Origin of the sequence: Streptomyces sp. NBC_00557 (assembly GCF_036345995.1) — a bacterium.
In the GTDB taxonomy this organism is placed as follows: domain Bacteria; phylum Actinomycetota; class Actinomycetes; order Streptomycetales; family Streptomycetaceae; genus Streptomyces.
On the sequence record NZ_CP107796.1, the window covers coordinates 5,995,874 to 6,016,557 of the forward strand.

At 70.9% G+C, this 20,684-nt stretch carries 12 protein-coding genes; 8 read left to right on the plus strand and 4 right to left on the minus strand.

What is annotated here, in order from left to right:
• Positions 1 to 13 precede the first annotated feature (13 nt).
• Together OG956_RS26290 and OG956_RS26295 are read left to right on the plus strand one after the other, a co-directional pair.
• Positions 14 to 976: a DUF72 domain-containing protein gene (locus OG956_RS26290; RefSeq protein WP_330340462.1), complete on the plus strand. Its 963-nt coding sequence runs from the start codon at positions 14 to 16 to the stop codon at positions 974 to 976.
• Positions 977 to 1,301: 325 nt separating this feature from the next.
• On the plus strand, positions 1,302 to 4,295 hold the full coding sequence (locus tag OG956_RS26295; RefSeq protein WP_330340463.1) for a bifunctional [glutamine synthetase] adenylyltransferase/[glutamine synthetase]-adenylyl-L-tyrosine phosphorylase: 2,994 nt from the start codon (positions 1,302 to 1,304) through the stop codon (positions 4,293 to 4,295).
• On the opposite strand, the gene OG956_RS26300 is transcribed toward OG956_RS26295, so the two are convergent.
• Complete coding sequence (locus OG956_RS26300; RefSeq protein WP_330340464.1) at positions 4,283 to 5,164, minus strand: phosphatase PAP2 family protein; 882 nt, start codon at positions 5,162 to 5,164, stop codon at positions 4,283 to 4,285. The two genes, OG956_RS26295 and OG956_RS26300, sit on opposite strands and share 13 nt — an antisense overlap.
• A gap of 68 nt (positions 5,165 to 5,232) precedes the next feature.
• A complete protein-coding gene (locus OG956_RS26305; RefSeq protein ID WP_330340465.1) occupies positions 5,233 to 6,267 on the minus strand; it encodes a LacI family DNA-binding transcriptional regulator in 1,035 nt (344 codons plus the stop codon).
• Positions 6,268 to 6,611: 344 nt separating this feature from the next.
• Here OG956_RS26305 and OG956_RS26310 point away from each other — a divergent pair, with 344 nt between their 5' ends.
• The 4 genes from OG956_RS26310 to OG956_RS26325 all read left to right on the plus strand — a co-directional run bounded on the left by OG956_RS26310 (position 6,612) and on the right by OG956_RS26325 (position 11,777).
• Complete coding sequence (locus OG956_RS26310) at positions 6,612 to 7,889, plus strand: extracellular solute-binding protein (RefSeq protein WP_330340466.1); 1,278 nt, start codon at positions 6,612 to 6,614, stop codon at positions 7,887 to 7,889.
• 99 nt (positions 7,890 to 7,988) lie between these two features.
• Positions 7,989 to 8,993 (plus strand): carbohydrate ABC transporter permease, encoded by a 1,005-nt coding sequence (locus OG956_RS26315; RefSeq protein WP_330340467.1) that lies wholly within the window; start codon positions 7,989 to 7,991, stop codon positions 8,991 to 8,993.
• Positions 8,994 to 9,012: 19 nt separating this feature from the next.
• Complete coding sequence (locus tag OG956_RS26320) at positions 9,013 to 9,918, plus strand: sugar ABC transporter permease (protein ID WP_330340468.1); 906 nt, start codon at positions 9,013 to 9,015, stop codon at positions 9,916 to 9,918.
• A gap of 170 nt (positions 9,919 to 10,088) precedes the next feature.
• Positions 10,089 to 11,777, plus strand: coding sequence for a glycoside hydrolase family 13 protein (locus OG956_RS26325; RefSeq protein ID WP_330340469.1), 1,689 nt, complete (start codon positions 10,089 to 10,091; stop codon positions 11,775 to 11,777).
• A gap of 66 nt (positions 11,778 to 11,843) precedes the next feature.
• Here OG956_RS26325 and OG956_RS26330 read toward each other — a convergent pair whose 3' ends face one another.
• Complete coding sequence (locus tag OG956_RS26330) at positions 11,844 to 13,928, minus strand: carbohydrate-binding module family 20 domain-containing protein (protein ID WP_330340470.1); 2,085 nt, start codon at positions 13,926 to 13,928, stop codon at positions 11,844 to 11,846.
• A 188-nt stretch (positions 13,929 to 14,116) separates the two neighbouring features.
• On the opposite strand from OG956_RS26330, the gene pulA reads away from it, so the two are divergent.
• On the plus strand, positions 14,117 to 19,489 hold the full coding sequence (gene pulA / locus OG956_RS26335; RefSeq protein ID WP_330340471.1) for a pullulanase-type alpha-1,6-glucosidase: 5,373 nt from the start codon (positions 14,117 to 14,119) through the stop codon (positions 19,487 to 19,489).
• Between the two features lie 35 nt (positions 19,490 to 19,524).
• Positions 19,525 to 19,881 (plus strand): 5-carboxymethyl-2-hydroxymuconate Delta-isomerase, encoded by a 357-nt coding sequence (locus OG956_RS26340; protein ID WP_330340472.1) that lies wholly within the window; start codon positions 19,525 to 19,527, stop codon positions 19,879 to 19,881.
• 33 nt (positions 19,882 to 19,914) lie between these two features.
• Here the strand turns inward: OG956_RS26340 and OG956_RS26345 are convergent, their stop codons facing one another.
• A complete protein-coding gene (locus OG956_RS26345; protein ID WP_330340473.1) occupies positions 19,915 to 20,631 on the minus strand; it encodes a TetR/AcrR family transcriptional regulator in 717 nt (238 codons plus the stop codon).
• Positions 20,632 to 20,684 lie beyond the last annotated feature (53 nt).

Sequence of the window (20,684 nt, forward strand, 5' to 3'; positions counted from 1 at the left end):
GTACTTGCGTCCCATGACAGCGAGGATCCTCGTCGGCACCTGCGGCTGGACCGACCGCGCACTCCTGACGAGCGGCTGGTACCCGCCCGGCCACCGCGACCCGGAGCGCCGCCTGCGCCACTACGCGACCCGCTTCCCCGTCGTCGAGGCCGACTCCCCGTACTACGCCCTCCCCGCGCCCCGCACCACCCGCCTCTGGGCGGAGCGCACCCCACCCGGCTTCCGCTTCGACGTCAAGGCCTTCTCCCTCCTCACCGGCCACCCCACCCGCCCCGCCGCCCTGCCCCGGGACTTACGCGACCGCCCCCGCGACGAGGGCCTCCTTCACGAGGTCTGGAGCCGCTACGCCGAGGCCATCGCCCCCCTGCGCGACTCCGGCCGCCTGGGCACCCTCCTTTTCCAGTACCCGCCGGCCCTGACCCCCGGCCCGGACGCCGAGGCCTTCATCCGCGCCGCCAGGGAACGCGCCCGGGACTGGCCCTTCGCCGTGGAGTTCCGCAACGCCGCCTGGTGGCACAGCGACCGTACGACCGCCTTCCTCAGGGACCTGGACGCCACAGCCGTGGCCGTCGACGCGCCCGGCCTCCCCCCGACGGCCCCCGTCACCACACCCCGCCTGGCCCTGATCCGCTTCCACGGCCGCAGCCCGCACTGGGGCACGGGCAGCAAGGAGGACCGCTTCCGGCACACCTACACCACCGCCGAACTCACCGAGTGGCTGCCACGCATCCGATCCCTGTCGGCAGCGGCCGAGGAGGTCCACGCCCTCTTCAACAACTGCTGCGGCGACGCGGCGCCGAAGGCGGCGCACGCCCTGCAGACCCTGCTGACCACGACGGTGCCGCGGCCGCGCACGGCGGGAAGGGGACGTGCCGGGTGGTGTCCGCCCGCAGCGGCCGGCGAAGACGCGGCTCACCCACCCGGAAGACAGGGCGCCGGACCGAGGACGGACACCACCCGGCGCGGCACCGACTGAGACAAGACCTCCGGCGCAACCCGAGCCACGACAAGCCCGCAGGGGCCGCCGCAGGCATCGCCCCACGGCCCCACGCATCCGCACCTGACGACGCGCCGCGAGTGCCCGCGCACCCGTGCGGCTCCGCGCATCCGCACCTGACGAGGCACCGCGAGTGCCCGCGCACCCGCAACCGACGACGCGCCGCGAGCGCCCACGCACCCGCACCGCCCCGGGCCCCGCCGCCCCCATCCCACGTCGCCCCCACCCCCGCCACCCCAAGCCCCCCGGCCCCCCTCCAGCTAGGCTCTGGCCAGGAAGACCGCATCGAGGGGAGGCCACGGACATGACGCCGGGGCGCAGAAGCAGCACCTTCACCCGCCTGCTCCGACACGGCTTCACCGACCCCTCCGCCGCCGAGCGCCTCCTCGACGGCCCGGAACTCACCCCCGTCCGCAACGACCCCGTCCTCCTGGAAGCCCTCGGCGCCACCGCCGACCCCGACCTCGCCCTGCACGGCCTGGTCCGCCTCCTGGAGGCCCAGCCGACCCCCACCGCCCACCGCGAACTGCTGGACACCCTCATCGCGGCCAAGCCCCTGCGCGACCGCCTCCTCGGCGTCCTCGGCGCCTCCGCCGCCCTCGCCGACCACCTGGCCCGCCACCCGGCCGACTGGCAGGCCCTGGTCACCTACGAGCCGAGTGACCTCCACCCCGGCGTCGAGGAGTTCGAACGCGGCCTGGCCGAGGCCACCGACCCCGTCACCCTCCGCGTCGCCTACCGCCGCTGCCTGCTGTCCATCGCCGCACGTGACGTCTGCGGCACCACGGACGTCGCCGAGACGGCCGCCGAACTCGCCGACCTCGCCACCGCCACCCTGCGCGCGGCCCTGGCGCTGGCGGGGCAGAACGCGCCCGAGGACGCCGCCGCCTGCCGCCTCGCGGTGATCGCGATGGGCAAGTGCGGCGGCCACGAGCTGAACTACGTCTCCGACGTGGACGTGATCTTCGTGGCGGAGGCCACCGAGCGGAGCACCGAGACCCAGGCCCTCAAGGCCGCCACCCGCCTCGCCTCCCACCTCATGCGGATCTGCTCGGAGACGACCGTCGAGGGCTCCATCTGGCCGGTGGACGCCAACCTGCGCCCCGAGGGCCGCAACGGCCCCCTGGTCCGCACCCTCTCCTCCCACCTCGCCTACTACCAACGCTGGGCGAAGACCTGGGAGTTCCAGGCCCTCCTCAAGGCCCGCCCGGTCGCGGGGGACGCCGAACTCGGCCAGGCCTACGTGGACGCGCTCGAGCCCCTGGTGTGGAAGGCGGCCGAGCGCGAGAACTTCGTCGCGGACGTGCAGAAGATGCGCCGCCGCGTCGTCGAGAACATCCCCGCCGCCGAGATCGACCGGGAGCTGAAACTCGGCCCCGGCGGTCTGCGCGACGTCGAATTCGCCGTCCAGCTCCTGCAGTTGGTGCACGGCCGCACCGACCAGTCCCTGCGCAGCGGCACCACCCTCGACGCCCTGCAGGCCCTGGCCGCCGGAGGCTACGTCGGCCGCGACGACGCCGCCCGCCTGGAGGAGGCGTACCGCTTCCTGCGCTCGATGGAGCACCGCATCCAGCTCTACCGCCTGCGCCGCACCCACCTGGTGCCCGCGGCCGAGGAGGACCAGCGGCGGCTGGGCCGCTCCCTGGGCCTGCGCACGGACCCGGTGGCCGAGCTGAACCGCGAGTGGAAGCGGCACACGGGCGTCGTACGCCGGCTGCACGAGAAGCTCTTCTACCGGCCGCTCCTCGACGCGGTGGCCCAGCTCGCCCCGGGCGAGGCCCGGCTGAGCCCCGAGGCGGCCCGCGAACGCCTCGTCGCCCTCGGCTACGCCGACCCCGCCTCGGCCCTGCGCCACCTGGAGGCCCTGGCCTCCGGCGTGACCCGCAAGGCGGCGATCCAGCGCACCCTGCTGCCGGTCCTGCTCGGCTGGTTCGCGGACTCGGCGGACCCGGACGCGGGCCTGCTGAACTTCCGCAAGGTCTCCGACGCGCTCGGCAAGACCCCCTGGTACCTGCGCCTGCTGCGCGACGAGGGCGCGGCCGCCGAGAACCTGGCCCGCGTGCTGTCGGCGGGCCGCCTCGCCCCCGACCTGCTGATGCGCGCCCCCGAGGCGGTGGCCCTGCTCGGCGACGGCGACGGCGCCGGCCTCGCGCCGCGCGGGCGCGCCGCGCTCGAGCAGGAGATCCTGGCCGCCGTGGGCCGCGCGGAGAACGCCGAGCAGGGCGTCACCGCGGCCCGCGGCGTGCGCCGCCGCGAGCTGTTCCGCACGGCCGCCGCCGACATCGTCGGCTCCTACGGCACCGAGACCAGCCCCGCGGAGGCCGACCAGGGCGCCCTGGTCGACCGGGTCGGGGCGGCCGTCTCCGACCTCACCGCGGCGACCCTCGCCGGCACCCTGCGCGCCGTGGTCCGCGACGGCTGGGGCGACACGCTGCCCACCCGGTTCGCGATCATAGGGATGGGCCGGTTCGGCGGTCACGAGCTGGGCTACGGCTCCGACGCGGACGTCGTCTTCGTGCACGAGCCGCAGGACGGCGTGGACGAGCACGAGGCGTCCGCCGCCGCGAACAGGGTCGTCGCCGAGATGCGCCGCCTGCTGGCGCTGCCCAGCGCCGACCCGCCGCTGCTCATCGACGCCGACCTGCGGCCGGAGGGCAAGTCGGGCCCGATGGTGCGCACCCTGAAGTCGTACGAGGCGTACTACCGCCGCTGGTCCCTGGTCTGGGAGTCGCAGGCGCTGCTGCGGGCCGAGCCGGTCGCCGGGGACGAGGAGCTGGGCCGCCGCTTCACCGAGCTGATCGACCCCCTGCGCTATCCGCGGGGCGGTCTCGGCGAGGACGCCGTGCGCGAGATCCGCCGGCTGAAGGCCCGGATGGAGTCCGAGCGGCTGCCGCGCGGCGCCGACCCGAAGCTGCACACCAAGCTGGGTCCGGGCGGGCTGTCCGACGTCGAGTGGACCGTCCAGCTGTTCCAGCTGAGGCACGGCTGGGAGCAGCCCGGTCTGCGCACCACCCGGACCCGCGAGGCGCTGGCCGCCGCCCGCGACGCCGGGCTGCTGTCCGCGGAGGAGGCGGAGATCCTGGACGAGGCCTGGGTGCTGGCGACGAGGGTGCGCAACGCGGTGATGCTGGTGCGCGGCCGGGCCGGGGACACCTTCCCCACCGAGCCCCGCGAGCTGGCCGCCGTGGGCCGCTACCTGGGCTACGGCGCCGGCCACGCCGGGGACATGCTGGACGCCTACCGCCGTACCGCCCGCAGGGCCCGCACGGTGGTGGAGGAGCTGTTCTACGCGGACTGAGCGGACGGCGCCGGCTCCGCCGCCCGGACCGGGGCCGGCGCCCGTCTCGGCAGGGCGTGGGGCAGCGCACCGAACCAGGCACGCGCGACGGCGAACCCGAAGGCCAGGCACAGCACGCCGCCCACCGCGTCCAGCCAGAAGTGGTTGGCGGTGGACACGATGACCAGCAGGGTGGCCGCCGGGTAGAGCAGCCCGAGGACCCGCGCCCACGGCACGGACGCCAGCGCGAACACCGTCAGCCCGCACCACAGCGACCAGCCGATGTGCATGGACGGCATCGCGGCGTACTGGTTCGACATGTCCTTCAGGTCGCCGGAGGCCATCGAGCCCCAGGTGTGGTGAACCATGACCGTGTCCACGAAGTGCCCGCCGCGCATCAGCCGCGGCGGCGCGAGCGGGAACAGGTAGTAACCGAGCAGGGCCACGCCGGTCGTCGCGAACAGCGCCAGACGGGCCGCCGAGTAGCGCCCCGGATGCCACCGGTACAGCCACACCAGCACCCCGATCGTGATGACGAAGTGCAGCGTGGCGTAGTAGTAGTTCATGCCGACGATCAGCCAGGTCACCGAGTTCACCGCGTGGTTGACGGACTGCTCGGCGGCGATGCCCAGATGGTGCTCGGCGCGCCACACCCAGTCGGCGTTGCGCAGCGCCTTGCCCCGCTGCTCGGGGACGGCGTTGCGGATCAGTGAGTACGTCCAGTAACTCACCGCGATCAGAAGGATCTCGAACCACAGCCGGGGCCGCCGCGGGCGCCTGAGCCGGCCCGCGAGACCACCGCGCGCCTCGTGCTCGACCTCGTCCGTGACGGAACCCGGAACGGCCACCTTCTCGCGACCTTCCGACTGCGTCACGGTCGAGTCACTCATAGCCATCAAGTCTGCCAGAAAAGGCGTCCTCGACCGATCATCCCAAGGTCGGGTCCGGGACGCACCTTCTACGACGTACGGACGACATGCGGCGCCGAAGCGGTCGAACCGCGCACCACCAGCTCCGGCATGAACACGAACTCGCTGTGCGGCGCAGGCGTCCCGCCGATCTCCTCCAGCAACGTGCGCACCGCGGCCTGCCCCATCGCCGGCACCGGCTTGCGGACCGTGGTCAGCGGCGGGTCGGTGAAGGCGATCAGCGGGGAGTCGTCGAAGCCCACCACCGACACGTCCTGCGGCACCTGAAGCCCCCGCTGCCGGGCGGCCCGTATCGCGCCGAGCGCCATCATGTCGCTGGCGCACACCACGGCCGTGCAGTCCCGCTCGATCAGCGCGGTCGCGGCGGCCTGCCCGCCCTCCAGCGTGTACAGCGAGTGCTGGATCAGCTCGGACTCGACCGCGTCGGCCGTGAGCCCCAACTGGTCCTGCATGGCCCGGACGAAGCCCTCGATCTTGCGCTGCACCGGCACGAACCGCTTCGGCCCGAGGGCGAGCCCGATCCGGGTGTGCCCGAGCGACACCAGATGGGTCACCGCGAGCGTCATCGCGGCCCGGTCGTCGGGGGAGATGAACGGCGCCTGCACCTGCGGAGAGAACCCGTCCACCAGCACGTACGGCACGCCCTGCGCCCGCAGCCGCTCATAGCGGGACATGTCGGCGGTGGTGTCCGCGTGCAGCCCGGAGACGTAGATGATCCCGGCGACCCCGCGGTCCACCAGCATCTCGGTCAGCTCGTCCTCGGTCGAGCCGCCCGGGGTCTGCGTGGCGAGCACCGGCGTGTAGCCCTGGCGGGTCAGCGCCTGGCCGATGACCTGGGCCAGGGCCGGGAATATCGGGTTCTCCAGCTCGGGGGTGATCAGCCCGACCAGGCCCTCGCTGCGCTGCCGCAGCCGCACCGGCCGCTCGTAGCCCAGCACGTCCAGCGCGGCCAGCACGGACTGGCGGGTGGTGGCTGCGACGCCCGGCTTCCCGTTCAGGACCCGGCTGACGGTCGCTTCGCTCACCCCCGCCTGCGCAGCGATGTCGGCAAGCCGTGTGGTCACGGCACCGGACTGTACCTGGCGTATGCCGCCTTGCACACCGACGGGACGCCGGGTTCGGGCGGCCGGACGGCTCGCCCTGGGTTGCTGCCTCATCGGGCTCCCTCGCATGGGTGGTGGCAAGAGCTTGCAGAGTCTTGCACAAGTCTCTGCCGAGTGCTGAGCGGTAACGACAGGGTAACCATCGTGTTCCCTTGCACTTTTTTTCTGCAAGGTCTTTCGCAACGCTTACAACGCTGTTACGTTCCTGGTCGCCCGGCCGCCGCAACGGCGCTGTCGGCAAGACCGCGGGGACGGCGGACGGGGCCGCCCCTGCCTCACACGGGCTTAACCCTCAAGGAGAACTCATGCGGCGTGGCATAGCGGCCTCCGCGCTGGTGGCGTCCCTCGCCCTCGCGGCGACGGCCTGCGGCGGCGGGAACGACGGCGGCAGCGGCAAGTCGGACGGCCCGGTCACCATCACCTGGTGGGACACCTCCAACGCCACCAACGAGGCGCCGACGTACAAGGCCCTGGTCCAGAAGTTCGAGGCGGCCAACAAGAACATCAAGGTCAAGTACGTCGACGTCCCCTTCGACCAGGCGCAGAACAAGTTCGACACCGCGGCCGGCTCCAAGGGCGCCCCCGACGTGCTGCGCTCCGAGGTCGGCTGGACCCCGGCGTTCGCGAAGAAGGGTTACTTCCTGCCGCTGGACGGCACCGAGGCCCTCGCCGACCAGGCCAAGTTCCAGCCCAGCCTGCTCCGCCAGGCCCAGTACCAGGGCAAGACCTACGGCGTGCCGCTGGTCACCGACACCCTGGCCCTCGTCTACAACAAGGCCCTGTTCAAGAAGACCGGCATCACCGAGGCGCCCAGGACCTGGGACGAGCTGAAGTCCGACGCCGCCAGGATCCAGGCCAAGACCGGTCAGTACGGCTACTGGGGCTCCACCCAGGCCTACTACGCGCAGACCTTCCTGTACGGCGAGGGCACCGACACCGTCGACGCCGCGGCCAAGAAGATCACCGTCGACTCGCCGGCCGCGAAGAAGGCCTACGGCACCTGGCTGAGCACCTTCTCCGGCAAGGGCCTGCACAAGGCCGACACCACCGCCGACGCCTACGCCCACATCCAGGACGCGTTCGTCAACGGCAAGGTCGCCGCGATCATCCAGGGCCCCTGGGAGATCACGAACTTCTACAAGGGCAGCGCCTTCAAGGACAAGTCCAACCTGGGCATCGCCACCGTCCCGGCCGGCTCCACCGGCAAGGCGGGCGCCCCGACCGGCGGCCACAACCTCTCGGTCTACGCCGGCTCGGACAAGGCCCACCGGGATGCGGCGCTGAAGTTCGTGAAGTTCATGACCTCGGCGTCCTCCCAGGAGACCATCGCCCTGAAGAACTCCACCCTGCCGACCCGCTCCGACGCCTACACCGCCCAGGTCAAGGCCGACCCCGGCATCGCCGGCTACCAGGCCGTGCTGCCGGCCGCCCAGCCCCGCCCGGCGCTGCCCGAGTACAGCTCCCTGTGGGGTCCGCTCGACACCGAGCTGCCGAAGATCGCCGGCGGCAAGGAGTCGCTGGACCAGGGTCTGAGCAACGCCCAGGCCGCCATCACCAAGCTGGTGCCCGACTTCAGCAAGTGACACCCGGTCGGCCGTCGGATCCTCGCTCAGGAGGGGAAGGATCCGACGGCCGCCGCCCTGTGCCCGGCCAACTCCTTGATCCTTTGAAGGTGTCGAACCATGACAGTCGCCATCGACCGCGCGACCGGCAAGCGCCGCGGTGACCGCGCGCCTCGGCCCGGGCTGGGGCAGCGCATCAAGAACGGCTACCAGAGGTACTGGTACGCCTACGCGATGATCGCGCCGGTGGTCGTCGTGCTCGCCGTGATCGTGGGCTATCCGCTGGTCCGCGGCGTCTACCTGACCCTCACCGACGCCAACAGCCTGAACTCGGCCCGCACGATCGGCGTCAACCACATCCCGGCGACCTACAGGTTCATCGGGTTCGGCAACTACAAGGACATCCTGTTCGGCCCGCTGTCGTACGACCGGTTCTGGTCGCACTTCATCTGGACCGTCGTGTGGACGGCCGCCTGTGTGGCCCTGCACTACACGATCGGGCTGGGCCTCGCGCTCATGCTCAACGAGAAGCTGCGCGGCCGCACCTTCTACCGGGTGCTGCTGGTCCTGCCGTGGGCGGTGCCGACCTTCGTCACCGTCTTCTCCTGGCGGATCATGCTCTCCGACTCCGGAGTGATCAACCAGATCCTGCACGCGATGCATCTGCCCGAGCCGCAGTGGCTGGAGGACACCTTCTGGCAGCGGTTCGCCGCGATCATGGTCAACACCTGGTGCGGTGTGCCGTTCATGATGCTCTCGCTGCTCGGCGGCCTGCAGTCCATCGACTCCTCGCTGTACGAGGCCGCCGAGATGGACGGCGCGACCGCCTGGCAGCGCTTCCGGCACGTCACCCTGCCGGGGCTGCGGTCCGTCAGCTCCACCGTCGTCCTGCTCGGCATCATCTGGACCTTCAACCAGTTCGCCATCATCTTCCTGCTGTTCGGCCCGACCAGCGCCCCCGACGCCCAGATCCTCGTCACCTGGGCCTACTTCCTGGGCTTCGGACAGCAGCCGCGCGACTTCGCCCAGTCCGCCGCGTACGGCGTACTGCTGCTGTCCATCATCACCGTCTTCACCTCCTTCTACTTCCGCTGGCTGAAGCGCAATGACCAGCTCGCCGTCTGACGCCGCAGGAGCCGCCGCCATGAGCACCACGACCCTGGAAAAGACCGAGGCCGGACCCGCCCCCGCCGCACAGCCCCCGCGGCGTGTGCGCCGGCGCGGCGAACGCGGCCCGCTCGGCGCCGCCCTGCTGCACGGCGGCCTCGCCGTCGCGAGCCTGATCGCGCTCGCCCCGGTGGCCTGGCTGATCTACCTGTCGCTCGGCCCCGACAAGGACGACTACCTGCACCCGGGCAAGATCGCGGCCAAGGCCGGCTTCTCCAACTACCGCTTCGTGCTGGAGCACACCGGGTTCTTCGACTGGTTCAAGTCGACGATGATCGTGGCGCTCGGCACCACCCTGGTCGGTGTCCTCGTCGCGGCCACCACCGGTTACGCGGTCTCCCGGATGCGCTTTCCCGGCTACAAGCAGCTGATGTGGGTCCTGCTGCTCACCCAGGCCTTCCCGATCGCCATCCTGATCGTGCCGATGTACGAGATCTTCAGCCAGCTCGATCTCATCGACACCTACTGGGCGCTGATCATCATCAACTGCACCACGGCCGTGCCGTACAGCGCCTGGCTGCTCAAGGGGTACTTCGACACCATCCCCTTCGAGATCGACGAGGCCGGACGCGTCGACGGGCTGACCCCGTTCGGCACCTTCTTCCGGCTGATCCTGCCGCTGGCCCGGCCGGGCCTGGCCGTCGCCGCCTTCTACAACTTCATCACCGCCGTCGGCGAGGTCGCCTTCGCGACGACCTTCATGCTGGACGACTCCAAGTACACCTTCGCCGTCGGTCTGCAGACCTTCGTCAGCGAGCACGACGCCCAGTGGAACTACATGGCCGCCACCGCGGTGCTGATCGCGATACCCGTGTCGGTGTTCTTCTACCTCGTGCAGAAGAACCTCGTCACCGGCCTCACCGCCGGCGGCACCAAGGGCTGACGGCCCCCAGGGCTCCCGCGCGCCGCGTGCGCGCGGGCGGGCGGCCGCGGTGTCCTCCCCCAGACCCCGCTGACACCGCGGCCGCCTCGCACCCGTTCCCCGGTCCGCACCCGCAGCCGTACCGCATCCACGCGCCCATGACCCGAACCCGTTTACCTCTCAAGGACGCCATGAGCCAGCAGCACTCCGCCGCACCGGCCCCCCGCTCCGCCGTCGCAGCCGTCGCCGACCGCCGCCGCGACTGGTGGCGGGACGCGGTCATCTACCAGGTCTATCCGCGCAGCTTCGCCGACAGCAACGGCGACGGCATGGGCGACCTGGAAGGCGTACGCTCCCGCCTGCCGTACCTGCGCGACCTGGGCGTCGACGCCGTGTGGCTCAGCCCCTTCTACGCCTCCCCGCAGGCCGACGCCGGCTACGACGTCGCCGACTACCGTGCCGTCGACCCGATGTTCGGCAACCTCCTGGACGCCGACGCGCTGATCCGCGACGCCCACGAGCTGGGGCTCAGGATCATCGTCGACCTGGTCCCGAACCACTCCTCCGACCAGCACGAGTGGTTCAGGCGCGCCCTCGCCGAGGGCCCCGGCTCCCCGCTGCGGGAGCGCTACCACTTCCGCCCCGGCAAGGGGAGGGACGGCGAACTCCCGCCCAACGACTGGGAGTCCATCTTCGGCGGCCCCGCATGGACCCGGGTGACCGAACCGGACGGCACGCCCGGCGAGTGGTACCTGCACCTCTTCGCGCCCGAGCAGCCCGACTTCAACTGGGAGCACCCGGCCGTCGGCGACGAGTTCCGCTCGATCCTGCGCTTCTGGCTGGACATGGGCGTCGACGGCTTCCGCATCGACGTGGCCCACGGCCTGGTGAAGGCCGACGGCCTGCCCGACCTCGGCGCCCACGACCAGCTCAAGCTGCTGGGCAACGATGTCATGCCGTTCTTCGACCAGGACGGCGTGCACGAGATCTACCGGCAGTGGCGCCGCATCCTGGACGAGTACGCCGGTGAGCGGATCTTCGTGGCCGAGGCCTGGACCCCGACCGTCGAGCGCACCGCCCTCTACGTCCGCCCGGACGAACTGCACCAGGCCTTCAACTTCCAGTACCTGTCGACGGAGTGGGACGCGAAGGAACTCCGTACGGTCATCGACCGGACCCTGGAGGCCATGCGCCCGGTCGGCGCCCCCGCCACGTGGGTCCTGTCCAACCACGACGTCACCCGGCACGCCACCCGCTTCGCCAACCCGCCCGGCCTCGGCACCCAGATCCGCACCGCCGGCGACCGCGCACTGGGCCTGCGCCGGGCGCGCGCCGCCACCCTCCTCATGCTGGCGCTGCCCGGCTCGGCGTACATCTACCAGGGCGAGGAGCTGGGCCTGCCGGACGTCGTCGACCTGCCCGACGAGGTGCGCCAGGACCCGGCGTACTTCCGCGGCGCCGGCCAGGACGGCTTCCGCGACGGCTGCCGCGTCCCGATCCCGTGGACCCGCGAGGGCTCCAGCTACGGCTTCGGCAGCGGCGGCAGCTGGCTGCCGCAGCCGGCCGGCTGGGGCGAGCTGAGCGTGGAGGCGCAGACCGGTGTCCCCGGCTCGACGCTGGAGCTGTACCGGGCCGCGCTGGCCGCCCGCCGCACCCAGCCCGACCTGGGCGCGGGCGACGCGGTGGAGTGGCTGCGCGCCCCCGAGGGCGTCCTGGCCTTCCGGCGCGGCGAGTTCGTCTGCGTCACCAACACCACCGGGGAGTCGGTGACGACCCCGGCGTACGGCCGGGTGCTGCTCGCCAGCGGCGAGGTGACCGAGACCGACGACGAGACGAAGGTCCCGGCCGACACGACCGTCTGGTGGACCACGGCGGAGTGACAGCGGGGTGACCCAGGACGGGGGCCCGCCGCTGCCACGCGGCGGGCCCTCGCCTTTTCGCTCCCGCTACTTCCAGGTGTCGCCGGTGGTGTATCCGGAGGAACCGCCCGTCGTGTAGGAGCGGTTCGCGCCCGACTCCCAGGTCACGTTCCCGGAGGAGTCCTTCTTGAGGTACTTGTAGGTGAAGGACGTGTTCTTCGGGACGATGACCAGCCTGCTCCACGTCGGGTAGGCGGCCGAGGACAGCGGGATCGCGTCGCCGGTGTTCCACGAGCCGAGGGACGGGATGGAGCCCGTGACGTAGACGTTGGTGCCCCAGTCGGTCGTCGCGTTCTCCTTGAAGGTGACGTCGGTGGCGTCCGTGTCCGCCACGTTCCAGGAGTTGTTCAGGGTGAGGGCCGATGTGGTCGTGGCCGCGGACCTGTTGGCGTTCGAATCCCAGGTGACGTTGCCCGAGGCGTCCTTCTTCATGTACTTGTAGGTGAAGGACGTGTCGACCGGGACGTTCACCTCGCCGGACCAGACCGGGTAGCCCGCGGACGACAGCTTGACCGCCTTCGAGGTGTCCCAGCCGCCCAGGGCCGGGATCGAGCCGCTCACGTACACGTCGGTGCCGGACGTCGTGGGCGCGTACTCGTCGAAGGTGGCGCTGACCGTGTCACCGGAGCTGCCGCCCGCGTCCCCGCAGCCCACCGTGCAGGTGTAGGACGCGTTGTAGAAGGCGACCGCGCTCTTCGCCGGGATCGTGATGGACGCGCTGCCGCCGGAGACGGTCACCGTCGTCCTGCCGCCGTCGACGACGTTGCTGTACGTGCCGTCGGCCATGCCCGTCGTGAACGTGTACGTGGCCGCCGACGTGCCGTTGTTCAGCGCGAAGAACCCCTTGCCGCCGCGCCCGAACCCGATCACGGACGACGACTTGGTCTGCCAGTCGGACACCGCGGCCGCGTCGGTGGCGTTGTGCCAGGCCACCATGCCGACCACGGCGGTGTCCCGGTCCAGGCAGTACCAGGCGCCCCCGGAGCAGTCCGTGCTGGTGACGAACCCGGCGGAGTTCGGCGGGGCCTGGTCGCTCTGCGTCCACTCCCAGCTGGCGTACACCGTCGGCGCCGACCACTTGTAGGCGAGCTGGAAGAGGTTGGCGAGCTTGTAGGTGTCGCCGTCCTTGTACGACATGTCCGTGCCGTTGCGCTCGGTGTCGTGGTTGGTCACGAAGGACACCGAGTTGGCGGCGGGCAGGATGCCGGACGACGACAGCGACGCCAGGTCGCTCACGTTGCCCTGGAACGCCGACTTCAACCTGGCGGCGTAGGTGAAGTCCAGGACGTCGCCGGTGCCGTAGTAGTCGCTCGGCTGCGGGGTGGCACCCGGATAGACCTCCTGGAAGACGTACGGCGCCGTCCCCGAGGTGGTGTGGGTCAGCTTGCCCTCGATCGCCGCGAGGTCGGCCGCCGGGATGTGCTTGGCCGCGTCGATCCGGAAGCCGTCCACGCCCAGCGCGAGCTGGGTGTTGAGGTAGTTCGCGATTCCCGCCCGGACGGTGTCCGACCCGGTCTTCAGGTCGGGCATGCCCAGCAGTTCGCAGTTCTGGACCTGGGTCAGGTTGGAGTAGTCCTGGATGGTCAGGTCCGAGGTCGGGCACTGGCCGGAGTCGTGGTAGTCGCCGCGGGACCAGTCCGGGGTGGAGTACTTGTCGGTGATGGCCGACCCGTTGTACCCGGTGCCGGTCTGCGCGGCGGTGTGGTTGATCACCGCGTCCGTGTAGACCTTCACCCCGGCCTTGTGGCAGGCGCTGATCATGGCGCCGAACTTCGCCTGGCTGCCGAAGCGGCTGTTCAGGCTGTACGAGTACGGCTGGTAGACGTCCCACCAGTAGGACGAGGACTGCTTGAGGGACTCCTCCGGCGGCGCCACCTGGACCGCGCCGTAACCCGCCGGGCCCAGCACGTTGGTGCACTCCGCGGCGACGGAGTCCCAGTTCCACTCCCAGAGGTTGGCGATCACGTCGCCCTTGGCGGTGGTGTCCGCCTGCGCGGGTGGGGCCGGCAGGGCGAGCACGCCGGCGAGGGCGAGCGCGCCGGCGGCCACGGCGCCGGCCGTGCGACGGACGGGCCCCGGCGGACCGAGGGTTCGGTGTCGGTTTCCGGTCATGTGCGGCTCCGAAGAAGGTGTGGGGGTTCAACAACCGGTGAGCGTGAGGCAGTTGAGAAGGGCACGTCAAGACTGGTGCTGAAACTTCTTGCTATGAGTTTCAAGACTCTTGCAGCAATGCTTTCGGCGGCGATACGGTCGCGCGGGGTCGGACCCAAGAGAGCCGCTTGCGCTAGGAGTTACCGCCTGTGATACCGAGAGCGAAACGGGCCGCGGCCGTCACCGCCGCAGCCCTCGCCGCCGCACTGATCCAGCCACTGGCGGCGCACGCCGCCAGTCCGCCCGCGCCCCCCTCGGACGCCTCCCTCGCCGCCCAGCCGGCCCGGCACGACGACACCCGCGAGCAGTTCTACTTCGTCATGCCGGACCGTTTCGCCAACGGCGACACCTCCAACGACAGGGGCGGACTGACCGGCTCCCGGCTCAGTACCGGCTACGACCCCACCGACAAGGGCTTCTACCAGGGCGGCGACCTGAAGGGCCTGACGAAGAAGCTCGACTACATCAAGGGCCTGGGCACCACCGCCATCTGGATGGCCCCGATCTTCAAGAACCGGCCCGTGCAGGGCGCCGGCGCCAACGCCTCCGCCGGCTACCACGGCTACTGGATCACCGACTTCACCCAGGTCGATCCGCACTTCGGCACCAACCAGGACCTGAAGAACCTCATCTCCAAGGCGCACGCCAAGGGCATGAAGGTCTTCTTCGACGTCATCACCAACCACACCGCCGACGTCGTGGCCGACCGGGAGAAGTCCTCCGACTACCGCTCCAAGGGCGCCTTCCCCTACCTGACCGAGGACGGCCGCCCCTTCGACGACGCCGACTACGCGGACGGCGGCAGGAGGTTCCCGGCGGTCTCCCGCGCCTCGTTCCCGTACACGCCGACGGTCACCAGCCGGTCCAAGGTCCCGGCCTGGCTCAACGACCCCACGATGTACCACAACCGGGGCGACTCGACCTTCGCCGGCGAGTCCGCCACCTACGGCGACTTCTCCGGCCTGGACGATCTGTGGACCGAGCGTCCCGAGGTCGTGCACGGCATGGAGCAGATCTACGAGCGGTGGGTGAGGGACTTCGCCGTCGACGGCTTCCGGATCGACACCGTCAAGCACGTCGACATGCCGTTCTGGACCCAGTGGGCGACCGCGCTCGACAAGTACGCCGCGGCGCACGGACGGAAGAACTTCTTCCTGTTCGGCGAGGTCTACTCCGCCGACACGAACATCACGTCCCCGTACGTCACCCGGGGCCGCCTCGACGCCACCCTCGACTTCCCCTTCCAGGACGCGGCCCGCGCCTACGCCTCCCAGGGCGCGAGCGCGCGGAAGCTGGCGAGCGTCTTCGGTGACGACTGGAAGTACACGACCGACAAGGCCAACGCGTACGAGCAGGTCACCTTCCTCGGCAACCACGACATGGGCCGCATCGGGTACTTCCTGCAGCAGGACAACCCCAGGGCGACCGACGCCGAGATCCTGAAGAAGGACGAGCTGGCCAACGAGCTGATGTTCCTCAGCCGCGGCAACCCGGTGGTCTACTACGGCGACGAGCAGGGCTTCACCGGCGCCGGCGGCGACAAGGACGCCCGCCAGACCATGTTCGCCTCCCAGGTGCCCGACTATCTCAAGGACGACGAGATCGGCACCGACCGCACCCACGCCAGCGACTCCTACGACACCCGTGCCCCGCTGTACCGGCGGATCGCCGCGCTGTCCAAGCTCCGCAAGGCCAACCCGGCTCTCGCCGACGGCGTCCAGACCGAGCGCTACGCGGCCGACGGCCCCGGGATCTACGCCTTCACCCGGACGGACGCCAGGACCGGCCAGGAGTACGTCGTCGCCCTGAACAACGCGGACGAGGCGAAGACGGCGACCTTCGCGACCGGCTCGGCGGGCATGTCGTACCACGGCGTCTACGGCGCCACGGACACCGTGACCTCCGACGCCGACCGCAAGATCGGCATCACCGTCCCGGCCGAGTCCGCCGTCGTCTACAAGGCCGCCGGTGCCCTCGCCGAGCCCGCCACGCAGCCCACGATCACCCTCACCGCCCCGGCCGCCGGAGCCACCGGCACCGTGGACGTCACCGCCGGCGTCGACGGCGGCCGGCTGAACCGGGTCGTCTTCGCCGCCCAGGTCGGCAACGCCAGGTGGCAGGTGCTCGGCTCCGCCGACCACGCCCCGTACAAGGTCACCCAGACCCTCGGCAAGGACGTGCCCGCCGGGACCGCACTGCGCTACAAGGCCGTCGTCATCGACGCCGCCGGGCACACCGCGAGCGCCCTGGCGAGCAGCACCTCCGGCCCCCCGCCCGCACCCGAGGTCCCCACCGCCTCCTCCCGCGACTACGCGATCGTCCACTACCAGCGCGCCGACGGCGACTACGGCAACTGGGGCCTGTACGCCTGGGGCGACATCGCCGACGGCGAGGCCACCACCTGGCCGGCCGGCCACCCCTTCACCGGCCGGGACGCCTGGGGCGCCTTCGCCTACGTCAGGCTCAAGCCCGGCGCCTCCGATGTCGGCTTCCTGGTCGTCGACAAGAACGGGAACAAGGACGTCTCCGCCGACCGGAGCATCGACGTCACCAAGACCGGTGAGGTCTGGGTCCAGCAGGGGAAGCCGGACGTCCTGACCCAGAAGCCCGGCTACCCGGCGCAGGACAGGACCAAGGCCGTCCTCCACTACCACCGCGCCGACGGGAACTACGACGGCTGGGGCCTGCACGTCTGGACGGGCGCCGCGAACCCCACCGACTGGTCGAACCCCCTGAAGCCGGTGAAGACTGATGCCTATGGCGCTGTCTTCGAGGTGCCGCTCGCCGAGGGTGCCACCAGCCTCAGCTACATCGTCCACAAGGGCGACGAGAAGGACCTGCCCGCCGACCAGTCACTCGACCTCAAGGCGAACGGCTACGAGGTGTGGCTGTTGAACGGCCAGGAGAAGTACCTGCTGCCGCAGCCGGCGGGCAGCGCGGCCGCCCTCGACCCGGCCACCTCCAAGGCGGTCTGGATCGACCGGGACACCGTCGCCTGGAACGGCGCCGACGGCGCCGCCTCCACCCAGCTGCTGTACTCCCGCGATGGCTCGATCGCCGTCAAGGACGGGACGCTGACCAGCGACGACGAGCGCTGGATCCGGCTGGAGAAGACCACCCTGACCGACGCCCAGAAGGCGAAGTTCCCGCACCTGAAGGACTACACCGCCTGGTCCGTCGACCCGCGTGACCGCGGCCGTGTGCGCGCACCGCTGCGGGGCCAGCTGGTCGCCTCCCAGCGCGCCGCCAACGGCGCCGTGCTGGCCGCGACCGGCGTGCAGATCGCGGGCGTGCTCGACGACCTGTACCCGGCCGCGACCAAGGCGCACCTCGGCCCGGTCTTCCACGACGGCAGGCCCACCCTCTCCGTCTGGGCGCCGACCGCGCAGAGCGTCTCGCTGGAGCTGGACGGCTCCCTCAAGGCGATGCACCGCGACGACACCACCGGCGTGTGGTCCGTCACCGGCCCGGCGTCCTGGAAGGGCAAGCCCTACCGGTACGTGGTGAAGGTGTGGGCGCCCAGCGTCCGCAAGATGGTGACCAACAAGGTCACCGATCCCTATGCGGTCGCCCTGACCGCGAACTCCGAGCGCAGCCTGGTCGTCGACCTGAACGACGAGGCGCTCGCCCCGAGCGGCTGGTCGTCCCTGCGCAAGCCCAAGGCCGTACCGCTCAGGGACGCCCAGATCCAGGAGCTGCACATCCGGGACTTCTCGGTCGCCGACACGACCGTCCCGGCCAGGGACCGGGGCACCTACCTGGCCTTCACGGACAAGAACAGCGACGGCTCCCGGCACCTGCGCGCGCTGGCGAAGTCCGGCACGTCCTACGTGCACCTGCTGCCCGCGTTCGACTTCGCCACCGTCCCCGAGAAGAAGGCCGACCAGGCCACCCCCGGCTGTGACCTGGCCTCCTACCCGGCCGACTCCGACCAGCAGCAGGCGTGCGTGGCGAAGACCGCCGCGAAGGACGCCTACAACTGGGGCTACGACCCGTACCACTTCACGGTCCCCGAGGGCTCCTACGCCACCGACCCGGACGGCACGGCCCGCACGGTCCAGTTCCGCAGGATGGTGCAGGCCCTCAACCAGGACGGCCTCAGGGTCGTCATGGACGTCGTCTACAACCACACGGCGGCCAGCGGCCAGGCGGACACCTCCGTCCTCGACAGGATCGTGCCCGGCTACTACCAGCGGCTGCTCGCCGACGGCAGCGTCGCCAACAGCACCTGCTGCTCCAACACCGCGCCCGAGAACGCGATGATGGGCAAGCTGGTCGTGGACTCGATCGTCACCTGGGCCAAGGAGTACAAGGTCGACGGGTTCCGCTTCGACCTCATGGGCCACCACCCGAAGGCCAACATCCTCGCGGTCCGCAAGGCCCTCGACGCGCTGACTCTGAAGAAGGACGGCGTCGACGGCAAGAAGATCATCCTGTACGGCGAGGGCTGGAACTTCGGCGAGGTCGCCAACGACGCCCGGTTCGTCCAGGCCACCCAGGCCAACATGGCCGGCACCGGCATCGCCACCTTCTCCGACCGCGCCCGCGACGCAGTGCGCGGCGGCAGCCCCTTCGACGCCGACCCCGGCGTCCAGGGCTTCGCGTCCGGCCTCTACACCGACCCCAACGGCTCCAGCGCCAACGGCTCGAAGGACGAGCAGAAGGCGCGCCTGCTGCACTACCAGGACCTGATCAAGGTCGGCCTCACCGGAAACCTCGCGAAGTACCACTTCACGGACACCGACGGCAAGGACGTCACCGGAGCGGAGATCGACTACAACGGCTCGCCCGCCGGCTACGCGGACGCCCCCGGCGATGCCCTCGCCTATGTGGACGCGCACGACAACGAGTCCCTCTTCGACGCCCTGACCTACAAGCTCCCCAAGGACACCTCCGCGTCCGACCGGGCCCGCATGCAGGTCCTGGCCATGGCCACGGCCGCCCTGTCGCAGGGGCCGGCCCTGTCCCAGGCGGGCACCGACCTGCTCCGCTCCAAGTCGCTGGACCGCAACTCCTTCGACAGCGGCGACTGGTTCAACGCCATCCACTGGAACTGCGCCGACGGCAACGGCTTCGGGCGCGGGCTGCCCATGGCGGCCGACAACCAGTCCAAGTGGGACTTCGCCCGGCCGCTGCTCACCGGCGTGAAGGTGGGCTGCCCGCAGATCACCGGCGCCTCCGCCGCGTACCGGGACCTGCTGAGGATCCGTACGACGGAGAAGGCGTTCTCGCTGGGCACGGCCGCGCAGGTGCAGGACGAACTGTCCTTCCCGCTGTCGGGGAAGGACGAGACCCCGGGTGTCATCACCATGAGGCTCGGTGATCTGGTCGTCGTCTTCAACGCCACGCCCGAGCGGCAGGAGCAGAGGAACACCGGTCTGGCCGGCGCCGCCTACCGGCTGCACCCGGTGCAGGCGAAGGGCGCCGACCCCGTGGTGAAGACCTCGTCCTACGCGGCCGGCACGGGCACGTTCAGCGTCCCGGCGCGGACCGTCGCGGTGTTCCGGCGGGCGGGCGCGTAGGGTCGGGGCGTCGCCCGGACAGAACAGGAGCACTCATGCCGCAGATCACCGTGGACTACTCGTACAACGCCGAGATCCACTCGGAGGCGTTCGTACGGGACCTGCACAACGCGGTCGTCGACATCGCGGCGGCCCGGCCCGAGGCCTGCAAGACGCTGTTCCGGGAGGCCAACACCGGGTACGGGTACGAGGGTCTGACGGACGAGAGCCACCATGTCGTGCACGTGACCATCGGCCTCCTCGCCGGGCGCGGCGAGGAGACCAAGGCGCGGCTGACGGAGGCCGTGCTCGACCTGCTCCGCAAGCACCTGGCACCGGAGGACGGCGTCACCCTGCACGCCTCCGCCGAGGTACGCGAACTCGACGCGTCCTACCGGAAGTTCGACCGGTAGGACGCGGGGGACGCGGGGGACGCGGGGGCGCTCTCAGGGCGCCAGGGACAGCAGCCGGCCGACGAGCTCCGCGAAGGGGCCGTCGGCCGGCTCGTCCTGGACCATCTCCTTCAGCAAGGCCGCCATGTCCTCGTCGTAGGCGGCGCCGACCGCGGCCAGCGCGGCGAAGTCGTGCACCAGCTGGACCTCCAGCTCGGCGCGCGGGATGCGCCGGCCGTCCAGCCAGATCAGTGCCGTGGACTCGGCGAGGGAGATCCAGGAGCGGACGACCAGCTCCAGCCGCGGGGGCGCGTCCGTGACACCCAGGTGCGACAGGATCTGCACGTAGGCGGCCTGCCGTACGGAGTCGATGAGCGCGTTGGTGGCCGACGCGTGCTCTCTCGAGCCGACTCCGTCGGCGGGCACCGCCGGACCGCCGCGCATCAACGCCGAGAAACCGGGCCCGTGTTCGTCCACGAAGTCGAAGAAGCGGCCCATCACCCGCAGCAGCCGCGCGCCGAGCGGGCCCTCGTGCGGCTCGTCGAAGCGGGCGGCGAGATCCTCCGCCGCCCGCTTCAACGCGGCCTCGTACAGGCTGAGTTTGCCGGGGAAGTAGTGGTAGACCAGCGGGCGCGAGATGCCCGCCGCCGAGGCTATCTCGTCGATGGAGACCTCGTCGGGCGAGCGCTGGCTGAACAGTTCGAGGGCGACGCCGATCAGCTGCTGCCGCCGCTCCTCGACGCCCATCCTGCGGCGAACCCCGGTACTCATGCGCACACCCTACCGATCGGATGACCGATCCGATCGGGCTCAGATGTTCACAT

What these genes read in the sequence shown, in the direction of transcription:
- OG956_RS26290 (WP_330340462.1), top strand. Translation starts at nt 14, where the DNA reads ATGACAGCGAGGATCCTCGTCGGCACCTGCGGCTGGACCGACCGCGCA.
- OG956_RS26295 (WP_330340463.1), top strand. Translation starts at nt 1,302, where the DNA reads ATGACGCCGGGGCGCAGAAGCAGCACCTTCACCCGCCTGCTCCGACAC.
- OG956_RS26300 (WP_330340464.1), bottom strand. Translation starts at nt 5,164, where the DNA reads ATGAGTGACTCGACCGTGACGCAGTCGGAAGGTCGCGAGAAGGTGGCC.
- OG956_RS26310 (WP_330340466.1), top strand. Translation starts at nt 6,612, where the DNA reads ATGCGGCGTGGCATAGCGGCCTCCGCGCTGGTGGCGTCCCTCGCCCTC.
- OG956_RS26315 (WP_330340467.1), top strand. Translation starts at nt 7,989, where the DNA reads ATGACAGTCGCCATCGACCGCGCGACCGGCAAGCGCCGCGGTGACCGC.
- OG956_RS26320 (WP_330340468.1), top strand. Translation starts at nt 9,013, where the DNA reads ATGAGCACCACGACCCTGGAAAAGACCGAGGCCGGACCCGCCCCCGCC.
- OG956_RS26325 (WP_330340469.1), top strand. Translation starts at nt 10,089, where the DNA reads ATGAGCCAGCAGCACTCCGCCGCACCGGCCCCCCGCTCCGCCGTCGCA.
- OG956_RS26330 (WP_330340470.1), bottom strand. Translation starts at nt 13,928, where the DNA reads ATGACCGGAAACCGACACCGAACCCTCGGTCCGCCGGGGCCCGTCCGT.
- OG956_RS26340 (WP_330340472.1), top strand. Translation starts at nt 19,525, where the DNA reads ATGCCGCAGATCACCGTGGACTACTCGTACAACGCCGAGATCCACTCG.
- OG956_RS26345 (WP_330340473.1), bottom strand. Translation starts at nt 20,631, where the DNA reads ATGAGTACCGGGGTTCGCCGCAGGATGGGCGTCGAGGAGCGGCGGCAG.